The following is a 21811-nucleotide window of genomic DNA, read 5'->3' as shown; positions in this document are numbered from 1 at the left end:
CGATCGCCGTCGACCTTGTTTTGCGTACGGGTGCCCATGCGTCTTTCAGCTGCGACCGCAATCCTTTTTGCCGGCCTCATTTCGGGCTGCTCCTCCAGTTCGAGCCTGGACACCATCGCGCCGCCCTCGCGCGAAACCACGAGTTCGGTCGCGATGTCGGCCGCACCGGTGCCCGCCGCCAATGTCGGCGCGCGGGTCGCGCAGATGACGCCGCCGCAGAACGTTCAATCAGCACCGCCCCAAGAAATGCTCGCCTGGGCCGGACCGGTCCCGGAGCCGGAAGCCTTTGCACCCGCGGCAAACACCACGACGACGCTCGCCGCGCCTGTTCCGGACGCGCGGCCGGTCGCTTTCGTCGCGCCGGAAAATCCGGTGACCCAGGCGATGCCACAGGGCCGCTCGCGGATCTACGGTCATCGTTTCCGTGACGCCAAGCCGATCAACTTCGGCCGCGCCAAAAATCCGCGCAAGATGGCCGTGCATGGCGTCGACGTCTCGCGCTGGCAGGCTGACATCGACTGGGCTCGGCTGCGTACACAAGGGGCGAACTTCGCCTTCATCAAGGCGACCGATGGCGGCGACCACCTCGACCCGATGTTCAAGAAGAACTGGCGCGCTGCCAAGGCGGCCGGCATCCGCCGCGGCGCCTATCACTTCTTCTACTGGTGCCGCACGGCCGGCGAACAGGCCGACTGGTTCATCCGCAACGTTCCGCGTGAACCGGGCGCGCTGCCGCCTGTCATCGACGTCGAATATAACGGCGAATCGAGCTGCAAGCGTCGCCTGTCGCCCGAGCGCGTGCGCGAAAAGATGCAGGTGTTCATGGACAAGCTCGAGGCCCATTACGGCCAGCGTCCTATCATCTACACGGCGCCGGACTTCTACGCCGACAACCTGCAGGGCGCTTTCAAGAACTATCCGTTCTGGCTGCGTGCCGTCGCCCAGCACCCGTCGATCGTCTACCCGAACCGCAAGTGGCTGTTCTGGCAGTATTCCGGTTCTGGCCTTTCTCAAGGCGTCGATGGCAAGATCGACCTCAACGTCTTCCACGGCAGCGAGGACCAGTGGCACGACTGGCTGGAGGCACGGGCGAACTGAGCCGGCAGGCTCTCGCTAACCTGCCTTCTCAGTCTGCAATCTCTCAACCCGCGCGGGCCAGGTTCGGCCCGCCATGGTTGACGCGGTCGAGGAACCGCCGATAGCCGGCATGGTCGCGCAACAGGCGCTGGCCGAGATCCGCAAGAAAATCGACGTCCTTTTCGTTGAGGCTCAGCCGATTGTGCAGCCCGAGGATCCGCCGCGCCAGCACCGGGTCGGATACATCCGACAGCGCCAGCCGGATGATATCGACATCGAGATCGCCGCAGCCACGCTTGGCACCGCTGCTGCCGCACCGCCAAGTCACGAAGCTTTCCCGCCAGGCCGGCAGATGATCGCGCAGCGCATCGAAGCTCTGAAGATTGGGAATATTGATCATCGCGTCGATGGCGGCGACGATCGCATCGGGAGCCTTGGGGCCGTCGACTGTCTTCGAGATGTCCCCGCCGATCCGCGTGGAGGCATCGACGACGATGACAACCAAATGCCTGAGACGGAAGGCGCGCTCCGCTGGGATGGGTTCCGGAGCACCCCGGCCCATCACGTGCAGCAGGCTTTGCGTTCCGATGCCATCGACCAGGCCGCCATCGTAGAGCTTCAGATAGTTGAGATCCCTTGCCGTTTCATAGCGCCTGAGGGAGCCAGCGTATTCGCGCGCAACGAGCGAGCCCGGCGCGCGAACCCCTGTCTTCTGTGTTTTCGCTTCCGGCAACGCCTCGCAACCGCTTCGGAAGTTCTGCAAGGTCAGCGGCGCGAAAACGACCGGGACGGCGGCCGAGGCCGCAACCGCATAGGCGAGCGGATAGTCGTCGTAGCTGCTGCAGATGGCGGTGAACGAGGCACGGTCGAAGATGAACGGTGCGCGGTTATAGAGATCGGTCGCGTGGATCACCAGGCGCGGATGGCCGGAGCGCGAGATGTTGCCGAGCGTTGCGCCGTTAAACAGGTTGGCGTCGAGCCAGGCCGGAAAACCGGAGAGATCGTTCACCCCGCCGCGATAGCCGCGCAGGATATTGGGCGGTGAAAACGACGTCCTGAGCGAGGCCTCGACATCGCGTCCGAGAAACCGCTTGCGGAAATCCTCAAGGCCCGCGCGGCCGTTCAAGGCAAAATAGGAGGCGAGCACAGCACCTCCGGAGACGCCGGCAACAACCGCGACATCGTCGGCAAGCCGGCGCCCTCGCCCGCCCGGGGACGGCGCCTCGGACAACGCCGACAGGACGCCGTAGCCGAAGGCAGCAGAGCGGGCGCCGCCACCGGAAAAGGCAAGGATAATGCCGGTGTCGCTCACATCAAACGTCGACTGCGCAAGCGGCACGGCACCCGTCGTCAGTTCAAGTCGCCTGTTTGTGGGCGTCACGTCCGGGCCGGCGCAGCCGGCGGTGGCAAGAGCGAGCGCCAAGGTACCGTGACGCAGGAACCGACCTGCGCGCGCAAGTGCAACCGGATGCGCTGCACGCCAGCCAGCCGGCCTTTCCCTGCGTTGTCTGAGTGTAGGCGACGTCCGTTTACTGAATGTCATGCGCCGTGATCCGGGTTGGCTTTGCCCGCGAACCCCGTTCTTGAGGTTTCACTGCTGCACAGCCTAAGGATCAAGATTGAGACAGCATGTCATGCAGGGCGCCCGCAACGAATGATTGTGCGGCGACAAAGATCGGGATTACCTTGCGGCGGGATGACAGGTTCCCTCAATGAAGCGGCACTAGGATCGCGCGCGTAGGCACGTTGCACGGGGTAAAGCGCATTCATGCGGGTCTTGCTGGTCGAAGATGAGAAGGAGCTCGCGGGGGCGCTGAAGGCCGCGTTGAGCCATCACCGGATGATCGCCGATCATGCGCGCGATATCGCTGAGGCCGCGCTGATCCTCAACGACGCCGTCTATGACGTGGTCGTGCTCGATCGCAAGCTGCCCGATGGCGACGGGCTCTCGCTCATCCCAGTGATACGGGCGCGCGGCAACACCGTGCCGGTGCTGATGCTGACGGCGCTCGACGACCTCGCCGACCGGGTGGCGGGGCTCGATGGCGGCGCCGACGACTATATCGGCAAGCCCTTCGCCTTCGAGGAACTGCTGGCGCGGCTGCGCGCGCTTGCCCGTCGCCCGGTTCCGGTGCAATCCGATGTCGTCACCGTCGGTCGGCTCTCCTTCGATCTCGCCCATTGCGAGGCGAGTGTGGCCGGCACGCCGCTGAAGATGCCGCGGCGCGAGCTTCTGGTGCTTGAAACGCTGACCCGTCGCATGGGACGCATGGTGCTGCGCGCCGCCCTGATGGAAGCCGTGTTCGGGCTCGACGACGAGATCCAGTCCAATGCGCTCGACACCCATATCTCGCGCGTGCGCCGCAAGCTGGCAGACGCAGACGCGGGCGTGACCATCAACGGCATCCGCGGCGTCGGCTATCTTCTCAGAGAAGACCAATGAGCGGCCGCGCTTCCCATTCCTTCAAATGGCGGCTCGTCGGCTGGCTCGTGCTGTTCGAAACGGTAGCGACCCTTGTCGTCATCGCCATTGCGGTCGGCCTTCTCTGGGTGACCGGCTATCTCATCGACGGCTACGAGAACGGCAATGTTGACGTCTTAAAGGACGCGATCACCCGCAAAGCCGATGGCGGGCTCGAACTTCAGGAAACGCCGGAGCTGCAGCGGCTGCGCCAACAGGCGGGAAAGATCTGGTTCATCGTTCGCGACAGACAAGGGCACAGCCTCTCGGAGGGCACGGTGCCGGAAGAATTCGCCTTTGCGGTCGCCGGACTCGAGCGCATGAACGACGCCCGCTTCCGGCTTTCGCCCGACAAGAACGCCCGTCCGGAAGCGGTCGTCAAATGGCTCGAGTCGTCGGCCGGCATGGTCCAGATCTTCAGCGGCACGGAGGGACAATTGACGCTCGGCCGCCTGCTGCTCAGCACCACCGGCGCCTTCCTCAGCATCTTCGTGCCGATGCTGCTACTGCTCGCCTTTGCGACCGTGGTCGTCACCCCGATCGTCGTTCGAAGGATGCTCTCGGGCCTGTCGCACGCGGCCTCGCATGCCGCCCACATCGAATATGACCAGCGAGGCATCCAGATGCCGGTGACGGGTGTTCCCAATGAGTTTCTGCCGCTGGTGACGGCCGTCAACGATGCGCTGACAAGGCTCGATGACGGCTATACGAGACACAAGCGCTTCCTGGCCCAGGCGGCGCATGAGTTGCGCACGCCGGTTGCCATTCTCGGCGCTCGCATCGCCTCACTGCCGCCGGGACCGGACAAGACCCGCCTCAACGAGGACGTGACGCGCCTTTCCATTCTGGCGGGCCAGCTTCTCGATCTCGAACGTCTCGACGCCCAGAGGGATGATTTCAGGCCCATCGATCTCGCAGCGCTTGCCGAGCGGGTGATCGTCGCGCTCGCGCCACTTGGCTTCGGGGCAGGTTACGAGATGACATTCGAGGCCGATCAACACCCTGTCATGGTGGCGGGAGACGAGGCGTCGCTGGAGCGAGCGCTCACCAATCTCGTGCAGAACGCCATCGACCACGGCGGAAGGCGCGGCACAATCACGGTCAAGGTCGATCCTCAGGGCGTGATCGATGTCTGCGACGACGGCGACGGCATTCCGCGCAGCGAAACCGACCGGATCTTCGAGCCGTTTCAGCGGCTGCGCAAGGACGGCAAGGGCGCGGGCCTCGGCCTCAACCTCGTGCAGAAGATCGTGCACCTGCATGGCGGCTACGTCGACGTCTCCCGCTCGGCGTCCGGCGGCGCCTGCATGCGGATCGTGCTGCCGCTGGCGGCAGCCGTAACAGCTTGAGAAGAACAAGCCCCGGAACCGGCGCTGTCGGTCTTGCCCCGTAAATCGGCTAGGACATGGGGGAAAGACGACATGCGGTTCCGGGGCTCGACGCGGCCTGACCGGGAGAAAAAGTCAGGCTGCCTGGACCTTTTTCGACACGCGCGCCCATTCCGGGATCCAGTCGCGATGCGCGACGAGCAGGTCGTCGACGAGCGACCAGATCTGGTCGAGATCGAGTTCGGCCGCCGTGTGCGGATCCATCATTGCGGCGTGGTAGAGATGCTCGCGGTTCTCGGTCATAAGCGCCTGAACCGTCAGCTCCTGCACGTTGATGTTGGTGCGGATCAGCGCCGTCAGCTGCGGCGGCAGATCGCCGATGAAGGTCGGCTGGATACCCGAGGTATCGACCAGGCAGGGAACTTCAGCGGCGCAGTTTTCCGGCAGCGAGGTGATGCAGCCGTTGTTCCTGAGGTTGCCGTAGATGACGGAGGGTTCGCCGGTCCAGACCGAGTTCATGATCGAAGACGCGTATTCGTGGCTCTCGGCCACTTCGATCGTCTCGGCTTCCTTGAAGGCCGCCGCCTGCCCCTTCCAGCGTTCGATCTGCTCGACGCAGCGCTTCGGGTACTCGTCGAGCGGGATGCCGAACTTCTCGATCAGGTCGGGACGGCCGTCCTTGATGAAATAGGGCGTGTACTCGGCAAAGTGCTCGGAGCTTTCGGTGACGAAATAGCCGAGCCGCGTCAGCATCTCGTAGCGCACCTTGTTGGGGCAGCGCGGGTTCCAGTGGCTGGGCTTGGGGAAGCGGCCTTCGCGGTAGCCGCGCACCAGATCCGGATAGAGATCGCGGAAGCTGCCGTCGGCCTGTTTGTGTTCGAACTTGAGGAAGAAGGCCATGTGGTTGATGCCGGCGGCGCGGTAGCGGATCTCCGAAACCGGGATGTCGAGATCGCGTGAAAGCTCGTAGGCCGTGCCCTGGACAGAATGGCAAAGGCCGACCTGACGGATCGTCGGAAACTTCTCGGAGATCGCCCAGGTGTTGATCGCCATCGGGTTGACGTATTGCAGCAGGATCGCGTTCGGGCAGACCTGCAGCATGTCCTCGCAGATCTTCCAGAGATGCGGTACGGTGCGAAGGCCGCGCATGATGCCACCGACGCCGAGCGTATCGGCAATGGTCTGGCGCAGGCCGTACTTCTTCGGCACCTCGAAATCGGTGACCGTGCAGGGTTCAAAGCCGCCGATCTGGAAGGCGACGACGACGAAGTCCGCACCCTCCAGCGCCTTTTTCTGGTTGGAATGGGTCTCGATATTAGCCTTGACGCCGAGCGTGCGCACCAGCTTGCCGGCGACGATCTCGCTTTCGCCGAGGCGCTCGGGGTTCACGTCCATCAGCGCGATCGTCGCGGCCGACAGCGCCGGGCGCTGCAGCACGTCGCCGATGATGTTCTTCATGAAGACGGTGGAGCCGGCGCCGATGAAGGTGATCTTGGGTTGTCTGGTCATGGATTGCCTCTGCTTTCTAGCGGTCATGCTGCCACATCGAAGGCGGCTCTCACGAGCCTTTCGGTGTAGGCGGTCTTGGGATTGGACAGAATTTCGCTCACCGGCCCCTCCTCGACTATTCTGCCGTGCTGCATCACCACCACCCGATGGCAGAGCGCGCGCACGACCTTGAGGTCATGGGAGATGAAGAGGTAGCTCAGGCCCCGCTCGTCCTGCAGCTTGCGCAGCAGTTCGATGATCTGGGCCTGGACCGAGAGATCGAGCGCCGAAGTCGGCTCGTCGAGCAGGATGAATTCAGGCTCAAGCGCGATGGCCCGGGCGATCGCAATGCGCTGGCGCTGGCCGCCGGAGAACTCATGCGGAAAGCGCGACAGGATGTTGCCCGGCATGCCGGCGGCGTTAAGCGCATCCACCACCCGGTCGAGCCGGTCCTTGCGGTTCTCACCGATGCCGTTGACGACCAGCCCCTCCTCGATGATCTGGCCGATCGACATGCGCGGGTTGAGCGAGGCGAAGGGGTCCTGAAAGACGATCTGGATGCGCGAGCGCAGAGGCCGCATCTGGGTCCGGTCCTTGTCGTGGATCGGAATGCCGTCGAAGTAGATCTCGCCGCCATCGGGGTTGAGCAGGCGGATTAGCGCCTGGCCGAAGGTCGTCTTGCCCGATCCGGATTCACCGACCAGCCCCAGCGTTTCGTGCTTGCGCAGATTAAGGCTGAGCTTGTCGACCGCGACCAACTCAGAAAACTGCGAGCGGAAAAGACCGCCCTTCTTCAGCATGAAGGAGACCTTCACATCCCGCCCGTCGAGCATGATCGGGGCGTTGTCCGGTAGCGGTTTAGCCGCACCCGACGGCTCCGACGAGAGCAGCCGTTTGGTATAGGCATGCAACGGGTTGGCGAAGAGCGCGGCCGTGGTGTTGTGCTCCTTCACCTCGCCGTACTGCATGACGTAGACGTAGTCCGAGAACTGCCGAACCACCGTCAGGTCGTGGGTGATCAGGATCACCGCCATGCCGAGCTCGCGCTGCAGGTCTCGGATGAGGTTGAGGATCTGCGCCTGGACGGTGACGTCGAGCGCCGTCGTCGGCTCGTCGGCGATCAGCACATCCGGATCGTTGGCGAGTGCCATCGCGATCATCACCCGCTGGCGCTGGCCGCCGGAGAGCTGGTGTGGATACTGATTGATCCGGAGCTCCGGGTCCGGGATCCGTACGTGGCGCAGGAGCTCCAGCGCCCGCTCGGTCGCGGCGCGTCGGCTCATCCTGCGATGCGCCCGGATCGCCTCGATGATCTGCGTGCCGACCGTGTAGACCGGATTGAGCGAACTCATCGGCTCCTGGAAGATCATCGCAAGGCGATTGCCACGCAAACCGCGCCGCTCACGCGGCGAGAATTTCAGCACGTCCTTGCCGTCATAGTCGATGCGCGATTGCGGGGCGATCGTGGCACGCTTGGAGAGCAGCCCCATGACGCAGCGCGCGGTAACCGATTTGCCCGAGCCGGACTCGCCGACGATGGCGATGGTCTCGCCGCGGTAGAGCTGGAAGGAAACATCCTTCACCGCCTCCACCGTGCCATGTTCGACCTTGAATCGAACCGCGACATTGCGGGCGTCGATGACCGGCCGGCCATCGCGTTCGGCAAGGTCCCTGCGCTCAAAGGGCGCGGCAGCGAGGACGTCGATTGTCTCTGTCATGATGCGTCCTCCTCAATAGGGATCGATGGCGTCGCGCAGGCCGTCGCCAAGCGCATTGAAGGCGAAGACTGTGACAAGCACGAAGGCCACGGGCGACAGGATCCAGGGATAGGACCCGATGACGGAATAGGTGGAGGTATCCTGCAGCATCAGCCCCCAGGAAATGAGCGGCGGCTTGACCGCAAAGCCGAGGAACCCGAGGAAGGATTCAAGCAGCACCACCTGCGGGATCGACAGCGTGACGGCGACGATCACATGGCTCATCACGTTCGGCAGGATGTGCTGGAAGATGATGCGCCGGTCGCTGGCGCCGACGGCGATCGCCGCCCGCACATAGTCGATGCGGGCAAGCGCCAGCGTCTTACCGCGCACCTCGCGCGACATCTGCGCCCAGCCGAGCGCCGACATGACGATAATGACGAAGGCGAGGAAGACATTGGTCGGCGCCGTCACCGGGATTAGCGACGTCAGCGCCAGGTAGAGCGGCAATTGCGGGAAGGCGAGTACCAGTTCGACGAAGCGCTGAGTCCAGACGTCGAAGCGGCCGCCGAAATAGCCCGACGCCATGCCGACGGTCGTGCCGACGATGGTGACGATCGAGACGACGATGAGGGCGATCATCAACGAGATGCGCGAGCCGACGAGAATGCGTGACAGCACGTCGCGGCCAAACTTGTCGGTACCGAGCAGATGCACCGGCGAGCCATCGACCGCGCCAAAGAAATGGCGCTCGGCCGGGACCAGGCCGAAGAGACTGTAGGGGGCGCCCTTGACGAAGAAGCCAAGGATCTGCGGATTGTCGTAGTCGGGGCCGATGATCGGCTGAAAGGTGATCGGGTCGAGTTCCGTACCTTCGCTGAGCGGATAGCTGCGCGGCGAGAAAACGAGGTTGCCGTCCTTATCGGTAAAGCTGATCGCCTGCGGCGGCGCAAAGGCGACGCCCGTGGCCTTCGGGTCGACCGGCGACAGGAAGTCCGCAAAAATAGCCATGAAGAGCAACAGGCCAACGAGCACGAGGCCGAGCATGCCGGTCCAGGAGCGCTTCAGCCGGCGCCAGACGAGCGCAGGATAGCTTTCGTTGTGCTGCTCGTTCTTGGGTTCGACGACGAGCGGAAGGGTTGTTTGCATCTCGACGGTCATGCCGGGGCTCCTCCGAGACGCACGCGCGGATCGAGTGCGGCCAACAGCATGTCGGCGATGATGTTGCCGAGGATAAGGGTCGCCGACAGAACCAGCATGAAGGTGGCGGTGACATAGACGTCGCCCACCCACATGGAGCCGACGATAGCCGGACCGACGGTCGGCAGCGCGAAGATGATCGCCGTCTCGATCTCGCCGGTCAGCATGTAGGGCAGCACAACGCCCTGATACATGATCAGCGGATGCAGGGCATTCGGCACCGCATGGCGCATGACCACCGCGCCTTCGCTCAGGCCCTTCGCCCGGGCGGTTTCGACATATTGCGCGTTCAGCGTGTCGAGCAGATTGCCGCGCATCACCCGCATATTGTAGGCGAGGCCGCCGAAAGTGGCGATCGCCACGACCGGCCAGACATGTTTGACGAGGTCGACGAATTTGTCCCAGGACCAGGGCGCACCGCCATAACGGGCCGAGTGGAAGCTGTTGATTTCGCTCACATTGAAATGGAAGACGAGGATGTAGACGATGATCAGCGCCATCAGGAAGCGCGGCACCGTCATGCCGAGGAAGGCCACCGTCGAAAGCAGGCTGTCGATCCACGAATACTGCCGTGTCGCGGCGATGATACCGAAGGATATGCCGATGATGGACGCCAGGATGTGGCAGACGAGCGCCAATGCCAGCGTGCGCGGCAGGCGTTCGCCGACGACATCGGCAACAGGCTTGTTGTAGTAGAGGCTGTGGCCGAAATCGCCGCGCGTCAGGATGCCGGTCATCCAGTTGACGTATTGAACCGGCAGCGGCTTATCGAGGCCATGCTCCTTGCGATAGGCCTGCGCCTGGGCTTCGGCTTCCTCATAGGATGCGCCACCCTGGTTGATCAGCTGCGAGCGGATGTAATCGCTGTAGTCTCCGGGCGGCGCCTGGATGATGGCGAAGGTCGCCACGCTCAAGACAAGCAGCACCGGAATGGCAGAGGCGATGCGGACAAGCAGAAACCTGAACATGCCGTTTCCTTCTGTCGGTTAAGATGAGGCGCCGCCCCTCCGGCTTGAGGCCGGAGGGGCGGCCTTCGATCAGTTGCTCAGGCTCTTCTCGCCGGGCTTGCCCGGGAGCTGCTCGGCGAAGAGCTCGAAGTCACCCTGCTTGTCGGCGGGGACAAAGAGACGCTCGCGCATGATCGTGTCCTCGGCCCAGTTGAACATGAAGATCGGCGCTCCTGTCGGCACGTTGGCGAAGCGCTTGTTGATGATCAACGCGCCCGGATATTCGGTAAGGCCGACTGTATCGAGGTTCGTCGTCGCGACCTTCTGGTACTGCTTCATCAAGTTCGCGCGCTCGGCATTGTCGTTGGTGGCGATGAACTTGTTGATGATGTCGACGAGTTCCTGTTCGAAGGGCATCAGGTCAAGCTGACCGCCTTCCGGTGCACGGTGGTGCCAGCTGGTGCGCGGACCGGCGGCCGCCAGCTGCGGCGTGTTCTGCACGACGGAGGCATATTCGGCGGCGTTGCGGTGAACCATCCAGTCGAACTTGCCGGCGTAATTGGTCGCGTCCCGCTGCTTGCCGTCCAGCGAGTTCAGAACCACCCGGATGCCGAGCTTTTCCATCTGGCCGATAAGGCCTTCGGCCAGGTTGCGGTCGGTCGCATAGCTGTTGTCGATCAGAAGCACGATCTCCACGTCCTTGCCGCCGGCCTTGCCGTCCGCGAAGTTGACGAAGCCGTTGCCGTCGGTGTCCTTCAGGCCCGCCTTCTCAAGCAGAGCCTTGGCGCCATCGAGGTCGAAGGGATAGTAGACGGTCGATTCCCGGTCGTAGAAGCTGGTGCCGGAGGAAAGCCCGCCGGGATAGATCGCGGTGAAGGGGCCCTTTACGAGCGCCTCGCCGAGCTTCTTGCGGTCGACCGCCATGGTCACCGCCTTGCGGAAATCCTCGTTGCGGTTGAGTTCACGCACGGCCTGGGCGCGTTCGTCCGGCTCACCCCAGCCATTGGCCGAGAAGTTCATGTGCAGATTGTAGCCGATGAGGCGCGGGCCGAAGGCAAGCCGGGCGGGGGCCGTATCCTGGGCGGCGCGCTTCAGCGACTCCACGAAGTTTTCCGGCTGCTCGAGATTCGAGAGATCGGCGGAACCGGCAATCGCCTGTACGTCGCGGTCGGCCCAGGTCGAGAGCTTGTAGTGCAGCTCGTTGATGTAGGGCAGCTGGTTGCCGGCCTCATCGACCTTCCAATAGTACGGGTTTCGGCGCAGCACGATGATATCGTCGGGGCGATAGGCGACAGGGACCCAGGCACCCATGACCGGGATGTTCATGTACTCGGGCGGGAAGGCGTTCTTGTACTGGTCGTAGGTGGTGCCAGCGTATTTCGGATGCTTGGCCTTGAGAATATGCGACGGGCCGGGGCAGAAGGTGCCATAGGCCATGGCATAGAGGTGCTGGCGCGGGAAGGCCTCCTTGAAGGTCCACTCGACCGTATACTGGTCGATCTTCTTCAGCGTCGTGCCGGCGCCGAAGGTCTCCGGCGTCGCGCCGTTCAGCGGCGTCACACTCGGGTCGAGCACGTTGTCTTCCCAGTAGAACATTACGTCGTCGGCATCGAAGAGGTCGCCATCCGACCACTTGGCGCCCTCGACCAGATGCATCGTCAGCTTGTGGCCGTCAGAAGACCAGTCCCAGCTCTTGGCAAGGTTCGGCAGAGGCTCGACGTCCTTCGCTTCCACCTGGAAGAGCGGCGCCGTACGCGTCAGGCATTCGGACATGCCGATATCGATGCCCCCCCAACCCTGGCTCTGGCCGGCTGAGTAGTTCCAACCCTCGGGACGACCGCCGATGACGTGGCGTAGCGTGTCGCCGTAGACACCGACGCCATCAGGCATGTTGCCGGTCTTGAAGACCATCGGCTCCTTCGGCAGCCGTTCGGCGACCGGCGGCAGCTTGCCGGTCTTGACGTATTTCTCGGTAACCCAGGTCGGTTCCTTGTATTCCGGCAGCGCCTTGAACTCGGCGATCGAGTCGCGCGGCACATAGGTGATCTTGCCCTCGGCGGGAAAGGCCGGCTGCTGGGGCACGACGGTCGGCTCGGAAGCGGTCGCCTCCAAGGCAAAGGTCGAGATGCCGACAAGCAGCAGGCTCGCCATTTTCATCAGTCTGTGGCTGGTCATTGGCTTAGATTCTCCCTCTTTGCCGCGCCGGGACGCGGCCTCCTCCTTGAAAAGTCTGCACTTCAGGCAGCGCTGCAATCGATCAGCCGGCGGCGCGGACCTGACGCTCGGCGCGCAACTCGTCGAGCGAACGCACCTCACGCCGCGCAGCGCCCTTCCATTCGCGCGTCTTGACGGTTGCGCGGCCAAGCCGCTCCTTGGCGCCGTCGATGGCATGGGCGTATTGCGGCAGCCACTGGCTTTGAGCGACCACCATCTCGTCGACCATCTGCCAAACCTCCTCCGGTGTGCAGATGGCGCCGACCAGCGGATCATGCAGCATCGCCAGCTTTAGAAGATCGAGATCGCCGGTCACGGCCGCATGGACCGACATTCGCTGGACGTTGATCGAGGAAAGGCAGGTGGCGGCACAGGCCTCGGGAAGGGTGATGCCCGAGACCATGTTGATGCCGAAGCGATCGACGAAGCCGGGGGATTCGATGATGGCGTCGGCAGGCAGGTTGGTGATCACGCCATTGTTCTTGACGTTGAAATGGCCGCGATAGACCCGGCCCGTTTCCAGGGCCTCGAGAATATGGCTCGCATGTTCGTTCGAGCGCTTCTGATGGTCGAGCGGCCGGCCGGCTGCTTCGAGGAACTGCGGAAACTCGGTTTCGAACCAGTTGCGCGTCTCGGTCGAATGCCTGAGATAGCCGCCGGTCTCGCCGTGGATCCAGTCGGACATATCGATCCAGCGGGTAATTTCCTCCGGGCGCTTGCGATACCAGGGAAGATATTCGGAGAGATGGCCGTTGCTCTCGGTCGAATAGACGCCGAACCGCTTCAGCACGTCGATGCGGAGCTTCTCCTGCTTGGAGAACACCGGGTGCGCCTCGAAGGCCGCAACCAACTCGTCCTTGCCGATCCTGCGGCCCTTCAGCCTCACGTCGACGAACCAGGTCTGATGGTTGATACCCGAGCAGATGTAGTCGAGTTCGCCCTCGCCGGCTCCCAAGATTTCGGCGATCTGCTCGCCGCCGTGCTGAACACCGTGGCAGAGCCCGACCGTATCGACCTTGCCGTATTCGATCGCCGCCCAGGTGTTCATCGCCATCGGGTTGGCATAGTTCAGGAACTTGGCACCCGGTTCGGCGACCGCGCGGATATCCCGGCAGAAGTCGAGGATGACGGGGATGTTGCGCTGGCCGTAGAGGATGCCACCGGCGCAGATCGTATCGCCGACGCATTGGTCGACGCCATATTTAAGGGGGATGCGGATGTCGTCGGCATAGGCTTCGAGCCCGCCGACACGGACGCAGCTGATGATGTAGCGGGCGCCTTCGAGCGCTTTCAGCCGGTCGGTGGTTGCCGTGACCTTCGTCGGCAGGCGGTTGACTTCGACAATCCGGTCGAGGATCGCCTTGATCATCTCCAGATTGCGGGCGCTGAGATCTGTCAGCGCAACCTCGATGTCGCGCAATTCCGGCACGGCGAGAATGTCGGTGAAGAGCTTCTTGGTGAAGCCTATGCTGCCGGCGCCGATGATGGCGATCTTGAATGTTGCCATGCCCTCACTCCTCATGAACTGCATGCATCTCTGACAAAGGGTAAAATCAATTCACGGTTTTTCACCGTCTCTGCGCGCAACTTCGATGCATCCCCTCATTTCTTACGGGCCAAAAGCACCGCCTGTTGCGCTGTTGGTGGTCATTATGTGTATAATCGCCGACCCCGCCAGAGCGGTATTGTGCTTTCATGGGTAATTTTATGCTGCAAGAATTGATCGACAACGGCCCGGTTATGCGCACCGTTTCGCTGCCGCGGGGACGCCAGAGCCTGCACGCGATGCCGACCAGCACCGGCTATGAAATCCGCAACAATGCGACCTATGACTGGGACGGCAGAAAGCGCGGAAACACGCCCTTTACCGTGCTCCAGCATACGATCGCGGGTGCCGGAAACCTGCGATACGAAAACCGCAGCTATCGGGTGCGCGAGGGCGAGACGCTGCTCCTGCTCGTGCCGCACAATCATCGCTACTGGCTGGAAGACGGCGGGCGCTGGGAGTTCTTCTGGATCTCGATGAACGGCGACGAGGCGCTGCGCATCCACCGCGCCCTGCTCGCCGTCACCGGTCCGGTATTGAAGCTGCAACCGGAAACGATCGAGCATCTGGCCGACTGCAGTCTGCGGCTGATCCGCGGCGGCGAGACGCCAGGCAGAGCCTCGGCGATTGCCTACGAGGCGGCGATGGCACTCTACGACGACGTCTTCGGCTCGCACCCGGTGTTCAGCCATGAACACAGGACGATGCACCGCGTCGTCGACCACATCATGAACAACCTGCAGAACCCGCTTCCGGTGGAGGAACTGGCGCGCGTGTCGGGATTGAGCCGGGCGCATTTCTCGCGCGTCTTCGCCGCCAGCGAAGGCATGGCGCCGGCCGAATATGTGCTGCAGAAGCGCCTGCAGCGCGCGGTAAAACTGCTGACGAAAACCGCAAGCCTTCCGGTCAAGGAAGTGGCCATTCTCTCGGGCTTCGAAGACCCCAACTATTTCGCCAAGGTGTTCCGCCGCTCCTTCGGTCTGAGCCCGACGGAATTCAGAACCACCGGCATGTATGCCAGCATCGCCGCCGGCTCGGTGGAGCAAGCGGTCGACACGGCGGAGGACGCAACGGTGCTGCTGCCCGGTTGAGGACGCGAACGATCAGCCGGCGAGCTGCTGGCGAAAGGCCGGCACCCTCGGGAAAACCATGCCGAGGTCTGCATGCATGGCCCGCGCGATCACGCGGAAGTCACGCTCGCTGATGGCAAGATGACCAAGACGAAGCTTCTGGTCCCAGTTACGGTTGCCTTCGGCAAATTCCAGGCTGTCGAGCCACGGCCGAACCGGCGCCTCCATGCTGTCGGCCCAGTCGATGTCGCCACGATGCGGGGCGACACCGCCCATGGCAAAGAAGTAGGGCGGGCGCTCCTTGACGACACCGATGGCGGCAAAACAGGCAAGCCCCGCCCTGCCATTGAAGGCGGCGTTGGGCGCATAACCGATGAAGCCGTCACCCGCCTTCATGCGCGTCATCGCCTGGACATTGCCGTAGCCGTAGCCAAAGCGAGAGAAGCCGTCTTCCGCAGCATGCTGCAGGTCATCGCCGGAAACCGCGCCGATCCAGAAATTGCGCTCGCCCGACCTGTTTGCTGCACCCATCTGAAACATATCCTGCGCCGACATCTGCAATCCCTCGATCTCTTATCCTGGGACCACTTTACGCGCGACCCCTGCCAGATTCTGTCAGCATCGTTTTGACGACCGGGCATACCGTCAAGCCGCGTCTCAGCCGTCTTCGGAGGGCGCTTCCCATTGACCAAAAAGCGTCACGCCTACGGCTCCCGCAAGCGCCACCGACGCGTGGTTGTCGAGTTGGCAGCGATATTGCGGTTGGTAGCCCTTTTCGAGGGCGGCCCTGCTGATTGCGCGCACGACCTTGCGGGCGTGGCCCTTACCCCTATCGGACACAAGCGTCAGCACGCCGAGATCGGCGATCTGCCGCTCCTGCCAGGGATACATGCTCGCGGCACAGACCAGTCTGTCACCATCGAAGGCTCCGTAGACCAACCAGTGATCCAGTTCGACATAGGCTGCATCGAGATCCTCTTCCGAGGCGGAGCCCTGGAACAGGGCGAACGCGGCCGCATCCTTCGCCGTGAGCGCGCGCACATGGTCGCTCGAATTCTCCCGCAACAGCACAGCCTTATCCGCTTCGGTGAAGTAGAAGAGCTTGTCAGCACCGTTCAGGACGATGCCGGCATCGCACAGCCCTTGGCGAAGGGTCGCTTCGGTGAGCACCTGCCCCGCCGCTGACGAAAGCGCGGCGCCGAGCGCCGGGGACAGGGCCACGATCACGCCGTTTTCAGCCGTGTGCAGCACCATGGCCGGGCTGTCCTCGTCGAGGTCTGGATTGACCGTGACGGTAAACCGATCCGCGCTTGCGAGAACATCGCCCCCAAAGGACGCGTTCCAGAAATCGGTAATCTCAGGGGAAAACGGCGGCATGGCACTCAGTCTCTTGAACGAACACCGCGCCTGTCGGCGGCAAGCGGCGCGATTAATGGAGTAGTCGATTAATCAAATCGCAGTGCCAGCGATGTGTGGGACGACAATGGCGCAATGAAGGCGCCAAAAAGCAAAAGCGCCCGCAGGAGATGCAGGCGCTTGGCAATTATTCAGTCTTTAAGATCGCCTTAGCGGGCGAAGGCCGTACGTGCGACGCGGTCGATGTCGGCGCGTTCGATGCCGAGGTCGCGAAGTTCGCGGTTCGACATGCGGCCCAGCTCGGTGACCGTCTGACGGTACTTGCGCCAGTTGTTGATGGAGCGTGCGATGTTCATTTGATCCCCCTTTCAATGGGCTTTCGAAGCCTGGCTGCCAGTCCGTGGCGCCTCGTTTCGCTTCGATGAACACCTTATAGCTCAGGCTTTCCGTAAGTTGCAGCGCTCAAAACTCAGCGCTCCCATGTGGGAAACGCATGGGTCGCCACAACAACCTGTGCACGCAGATGCGGATAACAGCTTCGCGCAATGACGGCAGCGGAAACTGTTGATCCCGGCGACAGAGACAAGTATTTCTTTTGTCGACAAAGGAATCTGACATGACCGATATCGACACCGACAACAGCCCCATCCCGGAGCGCAAGCGCGGCTCCGGCGTAAAGATGGTCTATGACCTCTTGCGCGACGAGATCCTCGACCTGGTGCTGCCGCCGGGCAGCCCGATCGACGAAGTGCAGCTTGCCGAGCGGCTGAAGATGTCGCGCACGCCGATCCGCGAGGCGCTGGTGCGTCTTGCCGGCGAAGGGCTGATCGACACGCTGCCGAACCGCTCGACGATGGTGGCGAACATCGACTTCCTCAACCTCAATCCGTTCTTCGACGCGCTGGTGCTGATGTACCGCGTCACCACGCGGCTTGCGGCGCAGAACCACCGCCCAGAAGACCTGGCGATCATTCGTGGCTTCCACGAAGACTATGCGGCAGCCGTACAGACGCGCGACGCGCTGACGATGATCGCCACCAACGCCGCCTTCCATGCGGCAATCGCGGAAAGCGGACGCAACCCCTACTTCACCAGCCTGTTCCGCCGGCTGCTGGACGAAGGGCGGCGCATTCTCCGTCTCTATTATCAGTCCTATGACGAGCAGTTCCCCCAGCGCTTCGTCGACGAGCATGCGGCCATGATCGCCGCGATCGCCGCGCGCGACGTCGAGGCTGCGGATCGGCTGGGCAAGGCGCATGCGGAGCAGATCGTCGAGCAGGTGCAGAAGCTTTTTGCCCGCAACAACAAGCTCGATATCGCTTTGTAGCGAACTTTGTATTTTTCTTGTCGACAAATAAAATACAAACAGCTATTGTCTGGATCAAAGGCAAGGGCGCAGGTGCGCCGCTGCCCTAAAGACAAAGCCGAGAGGAGTTTCAGATGAAGGCTCAGATTTTCACCGGCGTCATCCCGGCGCTGATGACCCCCTGCAAGGAAGACCGCACCCCCGATTTCGACGCGCTGGTGCGCAAGGGCAAGGAGCTGATCGCTCAAGGCATGTCCGCCGTCGTCTACTGCGGCTCGATGGGTGACTGGCCGCTCCTGACCGACGAACAGCGCATGGAAGGCGTCGAGCGCCTCGTCAAGGCCGGCATTCCGGTTATCGTCGGCACCGGCGCCGTCAACACTGCTTCGGCCGTCGCTCACGCGGCACATGCCGAGAAGGTCGGCGCCCAGGGCCTGATGGTCATCCCGCGCGTGCTTTCGCGCGGCTCGGTTGTCGCTGCCCAGAAGAACCACTTCAAGGCCATTCTCTCGGCCGCCCCGAGCCTGCCGGCTGTCATCTACAACAGCCCGTACTACGGCTTCGCCACCCGCGCCGACCTGTTCTTCGCGCTGCGCGCCGAACATCCGAACCTCGTCGGCTTCAAGGAATTCGGCGGCGCTGCCGACATGCGCTATGCGGCCGAGAACATCACCAGCCGTGACGATGGCGTCTCGCTGATGATCGGTGTCGACACGGCCGTTTTCCACGGCTTCGTCAACTGCGGCGCAACCGGTGCCATCACCGGCATCGGCTGCGTTCTGCCGAAGGAAGTCATCCACATGTGCAACCTGTCGCGTGCCGCCGCCGAAGGCGACGTCGACGCACGTCTGCGCGCACTGGAACTGGAACAGGCGCTCGCCGTTCTCTCGTCCTTCGACGAAGGTCCGGACCTCGTTCTCTACTTCAAGCATATGATGGTGCTGAAGGGCGACAAGGAATACACGCTGCACTTCAACGAGAGCGACGTTCTCTCCGACAGCCAGCGCGGCTACGTCGAAGCCCAGTTCAAGCTGTTCAACAGCTGGTACGCCGAGTGGAGCAAGCTCCCGGGCGCGGTGCAGAAGTACAAGGCCTGATCGCTCGATCGGCACTCAAATAGAAAAGGCCCTCCGGTTGGAGGGCCTTTTTCGTTTGGCAGTCTCGACGGGTCGATGATCGACGAAAAGGTTAGCCGTCGCTTACGCGACGGCGTCCAATCCAAGAGCAAGCAGCCGCTCGAGCTGCTCGATTTCAGCCGTATTGAGAACGACACCTTCGGCTTCCGACTTGGCGCGTGCCACGAAGCGACGCTGCGACGGCAGGCGGGCGCCCTGGCCGACGATCGCCTCGAACAGCACTTCCGCACGGGCGAAGGGATTGCCCGGGCGTCCGGCCGCAAATTTCTCCGGCGAGAAGGCGACGATCAGTTCGCCATGGAACGGTGCAAGCGTCGTGGTGCCGAGATAGTCGAGCACTTCCGGGCTCGTCAGGTCGCCGATCATGATGCCGGCAAGAAGCTCGACCATGGTGCCGATCGCCGAACCCTTGTGGCCGCCGAAGGGCAGCATGGCGCCGGCAAGCGCTGCTTCCGGATCGGTCGTCGGATTGCCTTCGGCATCGATCGCCCAGCCCTCCGGCAAGGGCTTGCCGGCACGGCGGTGCAGTTCGATCTCACCGCGGGCGGCAACCGAGGTGGCGAAGTCGAAGACGTAAGGCGGCTTGTTTTCGCGCGGCCAGCCGAAGGCGAAGGGGTTGGTGCCGAGCAGCGGCTTGTTGCCGCCGGTCGGCGCAACGGTCGCATAGCTCGGGCACATCACGAGGCCGGCAAGTCCCTCGCCGGTCAGGCCTTCGACCTCAGGCCAGAGCGCCGAAAAATGGGTGCAATCATTGATGACGAGCGCGGCGATGCCCAGCGAGCGAGCGCGTTCGGCGAGAACCGGCAGGCCGAGCTCGAAGGCGGGATTGGCAAAACCGCCCTTGGCGTTGACCTTGACGATAGCGGAACCTTCGCCCGCTTCGAGCTCCGGTGTTGCATCCGGCTTCACCTTGCCCGCCTTGACGGTGCGAAGCGCTCCTTCGATGCGGTAGATGCCATGCGACTTGCAGGCATCCCGCTCGCCGGCGACGATCACGCGGGCCAGTGCACCGGCCTGAATGGCGTTGAGCCCCGCCTTCAGGAAGATCGCCTCGACGCGCTCGAAAAGTGCTGCGATCGTCAGGGTGTTGGTTTCGCTCATCTCTCTCCCTCTCAAATGCTGCGCCTGATCCGGAAGGGCCAGTCAGGCGATTGATGTTCTGCATACATATAGTATACAAAGATCCGACAAGTGCAATTCAGCCATGATCCCCTCTGCCAGAAAAGGCAATCCGGGATCGAACGAAAGGATCGGCAGATGGCCTTCACCCCCAAAGGAAAACACCTTGTCGCCGGCGAATGGCTCGACGGCGCGGGCACCTTCGCATCGGCACCCGCCCACGGTCCGGTCCATCAGTTCGCCACCGGCACCGTGGAACTGGTCAACCGCGCGGCTGAAGCCGCCGAAGAAGCCTTCCTGAGCTATGGCTATTCGACCCGGACCGAGCGCGCCGCGTTCCTGCGCGCCATCGCCGATGAGATCGAGGCACGCGCGGAGGCCATCACCGAGATAGGCACCCAGGAAACCGGCCTGCCGGAAGCGCGCCTGCAGGGCGAACGCGGCCGCACCACCGGCCAGCTCCGTCTCTTTGCCGACCACATCGAAAAGGGTGAATATCTCGACCGCCGTTTCGATGCGGCCCTGCCCGAGCGTCAGCCGGCGCCGCGCCCGGAAATCCGCCTTATCCAGCGCCCGATCGGCCCGGTCGCCGTCTTCGGCGCCTCGAACTTCCCGCTGGCCTTCTCGACCGCCGGCGGCGACACGGCTGCAGCCCTTGCTGCCGGCTGCCCCGTGGTCGTCAAGGGCCACTCGGCCCATCCGGGCACCGGTGAGATCGTTGCGCAGGCCGTCGAGGCCGCGATCCGCAAGACCGGCGTTCACCCGGGCGTCTTCTCGCTGATCCAGGGCGGCAACCGCCAGGTCGGCGAAGCACTTGTCCAGCATCCGCTGATCAAGGCCGTCGGCTTCACCGGCTCGCTCGCCGGTGGCCGCGCGCTCTTCAATCTCTGCGCCGCACGTCCGGAGCCGATCCCGTTCTTCGGCGAGCTCGGCTCGGTCAACCCGATGTTCCTGCTGCCGGAAGCACTGAAGGCACGCGCCGAGACACTCGGCCAGGGTTGGGCCGGTTCGCTGACCATGGGTGCCGGCCAGTTCTGCACCAACCCCGGCATCGCCGTTGTTGTCGAAGGTGCTGACGCCGATCGCTTCACCACGGCCGCCGTCGAAGCGCTCGGCAAGGTCGCGCCGCAGACGATGCTGACCGACGGCATCGCCAAGGCCTATCACGACGGCCAGGCGCGCTTTGAAAGCCGCAACACCGTGAAGCCGCTGCTGACGACCGAATCGTCCGGCCGCTCGGTCTCGCCGAACCTGTTCGAAACGACCGGCGACCAGTTCCTGGCCGACCATGCGCTCGGCGAAGAGGTGTTCGGTCCGCTCGGCCTCGTCGTTCGCGTCGGTTCGACCTCTGAAATGGAACAGCTTGCCCGCGGCTTCGAGGGACAGCTGACCACCACCATCCACATGGATGCGACCGATCTCGAGACCGCCCGTCGTCTGCGCCCGATCCTTGAGCGCAAGGCAGGCCGGGTGCTCGTCAACGGCTTTCCGACCGGCGTCGAGGTGGTGGATTCGATGGTGCATGGCGGACCCTATCCGGCCTCGACCAACTTCGGCGCAACCAGCGTCGGTACCCTGTCGATCCGCCGTTTTCTGCGCCCGGTCGCCTACCAGAACATGCCGGAAGGCCTGCTGCCCGAGGACTTCCAGGGCTAAGGCACTCGCCGACAGCTGCGGGCGCCTGCCGCCCGCAGCCGCAAGACACGACAGATCGCTGCGCAGGCATCCCATTTGACGAAACAAATGGGATGCCTGCGCGCGTTCTGCGTTACGAACTTATACTTTTTGTATACTAATTGTATTTTTCTATTGATTTGTGCTGTCTAAAACGGAATAGTGCCTCAGCCGTCAAACGGCACTAATTTC

18 protein-coding genes are annotated in these 21811 nt (G+C 63.1%); 7 read left to right on the top strand and 11 right to left on the bottom strand.

Going from position 1 to position 21811, the window contains the following annotated elements:
* Positions 1-36 precede the first annotated feature (36 nt).
* Positions 37-1098: a GH25 family lysozyme gene (locus tag IB263_RS14895; RefSeq protein WP_034798446.1), complete on the top strand. Its 1062-nt coding sequence runs from the start codon at positions 37-39 to the stop codon at positions 1096-1098.
* Positions 1099-1141: 43 nt separating this feature from the next.
* Here the strand turns inward: IB263_RS14895 and IB263_RS14890 are convergent, their stop codons facing one another.
* On the bottom strand, positions 1142-2620 hold the full coding sequence (locus IB263_RS14890; RefSeq protein ID WP_192438652.1) for a patatin-like phospholipase family protein: 1479 nt from the start codon (positions 2618-2620) through the stop codon (positions 1142-1144).
* A 225-nt stretch (positions 2621-2845) separates the two neighbouring features.
* On the opposite strand from IB263_RS14890, the gene IB263_RS14885 reads away from it, so the two are divergent.
* Both IB263_RS14885 and IB263_RS14880 read left to right on the top strand, forming a co-directional pair.
* The gene (locus tag IB263_RS14885) at positions 2846-3520 is read left to right on the top strand and encodes a response regulator transcription factor (RefSeq protein WP_192438651.1); all 675 of its coding nucleotides are present in this window, start codon (positions 2846-2848) and stop codon (positions 3518-3520) included.
* The gene (locus IB263_RS14880) at positions 3517-4887 is read left to right on the top strand and encodes a HAMP domain-containing sensor histidine kinase (protein WP_192438650.1); all 1371 of its coding nucleotides are present in this window, start codon (positions 3517-3519) and stop codon (positions 4885-4887) included. The genes IB263_RS14885 and IB263_RS14880 overlap by 4 nt, the downstream gene beginning before the upstream one ends.
* Before the next feature lie 114 nt (positions 4888-5001).
* On the opposite strand, the gene IB263_RS14875 is transcribed toward IB263_RS14880, so the two are convergent.
* From IB263_RS14875 to IB263_RS14850, 6 genes are all read right to left on the bottom strand, one after another.
* Entirely contained in the window at positions 5002-6375 is a 1374-nt protein-coding gene (locus IB263_RS14875) for an alpha-glucosidase/alpha-galactosidase (protein ID WP_192438649.1), read from the bottom strand.
* 23 nt (positions 6376-6398) lie between these two features.
* Positions 6399-8072 carry an ABC transporter ATP-binding protein gene (locus IB263_RS14870; RefSeq protein ID WP_192438648.1) on the bottom strand — a complete coding sequence of 558 codons (1674 nt, stop codon included), beginning with the start codon at positions 8070-8072 and terminating at the stop codon, positions 6399-6401.
* Positions 8073-8084: 12 nt separating this feature from the next.
* A complete protein-coding gene (locus IB263_RS14865) occupies positions 8085-9212 on the bottom strand; it encodes an ABC transporter permease (protein ID WP_192438647.1) in 1128 nt (375 codons plus the stop codon).
* Positions 9209-10219, bottom strand: coding sequence for an ABC transporter permease (locus IB263_RS14860; protein ID WP_060521888.1), 1011 nt, complete (start codon positions 10217-10219; stop codon positions 9209-9211). The genes IB263_RS14865 and IB263_RS14860 overlap by 4 nt, the downstream gene beginning before the upstream one ends.
* A 69-nt stretch (positions 10220-10288) precedes the next feature.
* The gene (locus IB263_RS14855; protein ID WP_192438646.1) at positions 10289-12373 is read right to left on the bottom strand and encodes an ABC transporter substrate-binding protein; all 2085 of its coding nucleotides are present in this window, start codon (positions 12371-12373) and stop codon (positions 10289-10291) included.
* 82 nt (positions 12374-12455) lie between these two features.
* Complete coding sequence (locus IB263_RS14850) at positions 12456-13919, bottom strand: alpha-glucosidase/alpha-galactosidase (protein ID WP_090425966.1); 1464 nt, start codon at positions 13917-13919, stop codon at positions 12456-12458.
* A gap of 188 nt (positions 13920-14107) precedes the next feature.
* Here IB263_RS14850 and IB263_RS14845 point away from each other — a divergent pair, with 188 nt between their 5' ends.
* On the top strand, positions 14108-15049 hold the full coding sequence (locus IB263_RS14845; RefSeq protein WP_034798432.1) for an AraC family transcriptional regulator: 942 nt from the start codon (positions 14108-14110) through the stop codon (positions 15047-15049).
* Positions 15050-15061: 12 nt separating this feature from the next.
* Here the strand turns inward: IB263_RS14845 and IB263_RS14840 are convergent, their stop codons facing one another.
* The 3 genes from IB263_RS14840 to IB263_RS14830 all read right to left on the bottom strand — a co-directional run bounded on the left by IB263_RS14840 (position 15062) and on the right by IB263_RS14830 (position 16740).
* The gene (locus IB263_RS14840; protein ID WP_159415747.1) at positions 15062-15559 is read right to left on the bottom strand and encodes an EVE domain-containing protein; all 498 of its coding nucleotides are present in this window, start codon (positions 15557-15559) and stop codon (positions 15062-15064) included.
* Positions 15560-15685: 126 nt separating this feature from the next.
* Positions 15686-16405: a GNAT family N-acetyltransferase gene (locus IB263_RS14835; RefSeq protein ID WP_192438645.1), complete on the bottom strand. Its 720-nt coding sequence runs from the start codon at positions 16403-16405 to the stop codon at positions 15686-15688.
* Positions 16406-16593: 188 nt separating this feature from the next.
* Positions 16594-16740, bottom strand: a complete 147-nt coding sequence (locus IB263_RS14830; RefSeq protein ID WP_064817045.1) for a DUF1127 domain-containing protein — start codon at positions 16738-16740, stop codon at positions 16594-16596.
* A gap of 260 nt (positions 16741-17000) precedes the next feature.
* Here IB263_RS14830 and IB263_RS14825 point away from each other — a divergent pair, with 260 nt between their 5' ends.
* Positions 17001-17711, top strand: a complete 711-nt coding sequence (locus IB263_RS14825) for a GntR family transcriptional regulator (protein WP_090426227.1) — start codon at positions 17001-17003, stop codon at positions 17709-17711.
* Between the two features lie 113 nt (positions 17712-17824).
* Positions 17825-18787, top strand: coding sequence for a dihydrodipicolinate synthase family protein (locus IB263_RS14820; RefSeq protein WP_034798428.1), 963 nt, complete (start codon positions 17825-17827; stop codon positions 18785-18787).
* Positions 18788-18889: 102 nt separating this feature from the next.
* On the opposite strand, the gene IB263_RS14815 is transcribed toward IB263_RS14820, so the two are convergent.
* A complete protein-coding gene (locus IB263_RS14815) occupies positions 18890-19927 on the bottom strand; it encodes an Ldh family oxidoreductase (protein ID WP_060529351.1) in 1038 nt (345 codons plus the stop codon).
* Between the two features lie 156 nt (positions 19928-20083).
* On the opposite strand from IB263_RS14815, the gene IB263_RS14810 reads away from it, so the two are divergent.
* On the top strand, positions 20084-21601 hold the full coding sequence (locus IB263_RS14810; RefSeq protein WP_192438644.1) for an aldehyde dehydrogenase (NADP(+)): 1518 nt from the start codon (positions 20084-20086) through the stop codon (positions 21599-21601).
* Positions 21602-21811 lie beyond the last annotated feature (210 nt).

This window comes from Ensifer sp. ENS03, from assembly GCF_014852035.1.
GTDB classification, from domain to species: domain Bacteria; phylum Pseudomonadota; class Alphaproteobacteria; order Rhizobiales; family Rhizobiaceae; genus Ensifer; species Ensifer adhaerens.
This window is presented reverse-complemented; position numbering and strand designations above follow the sequence as displayed.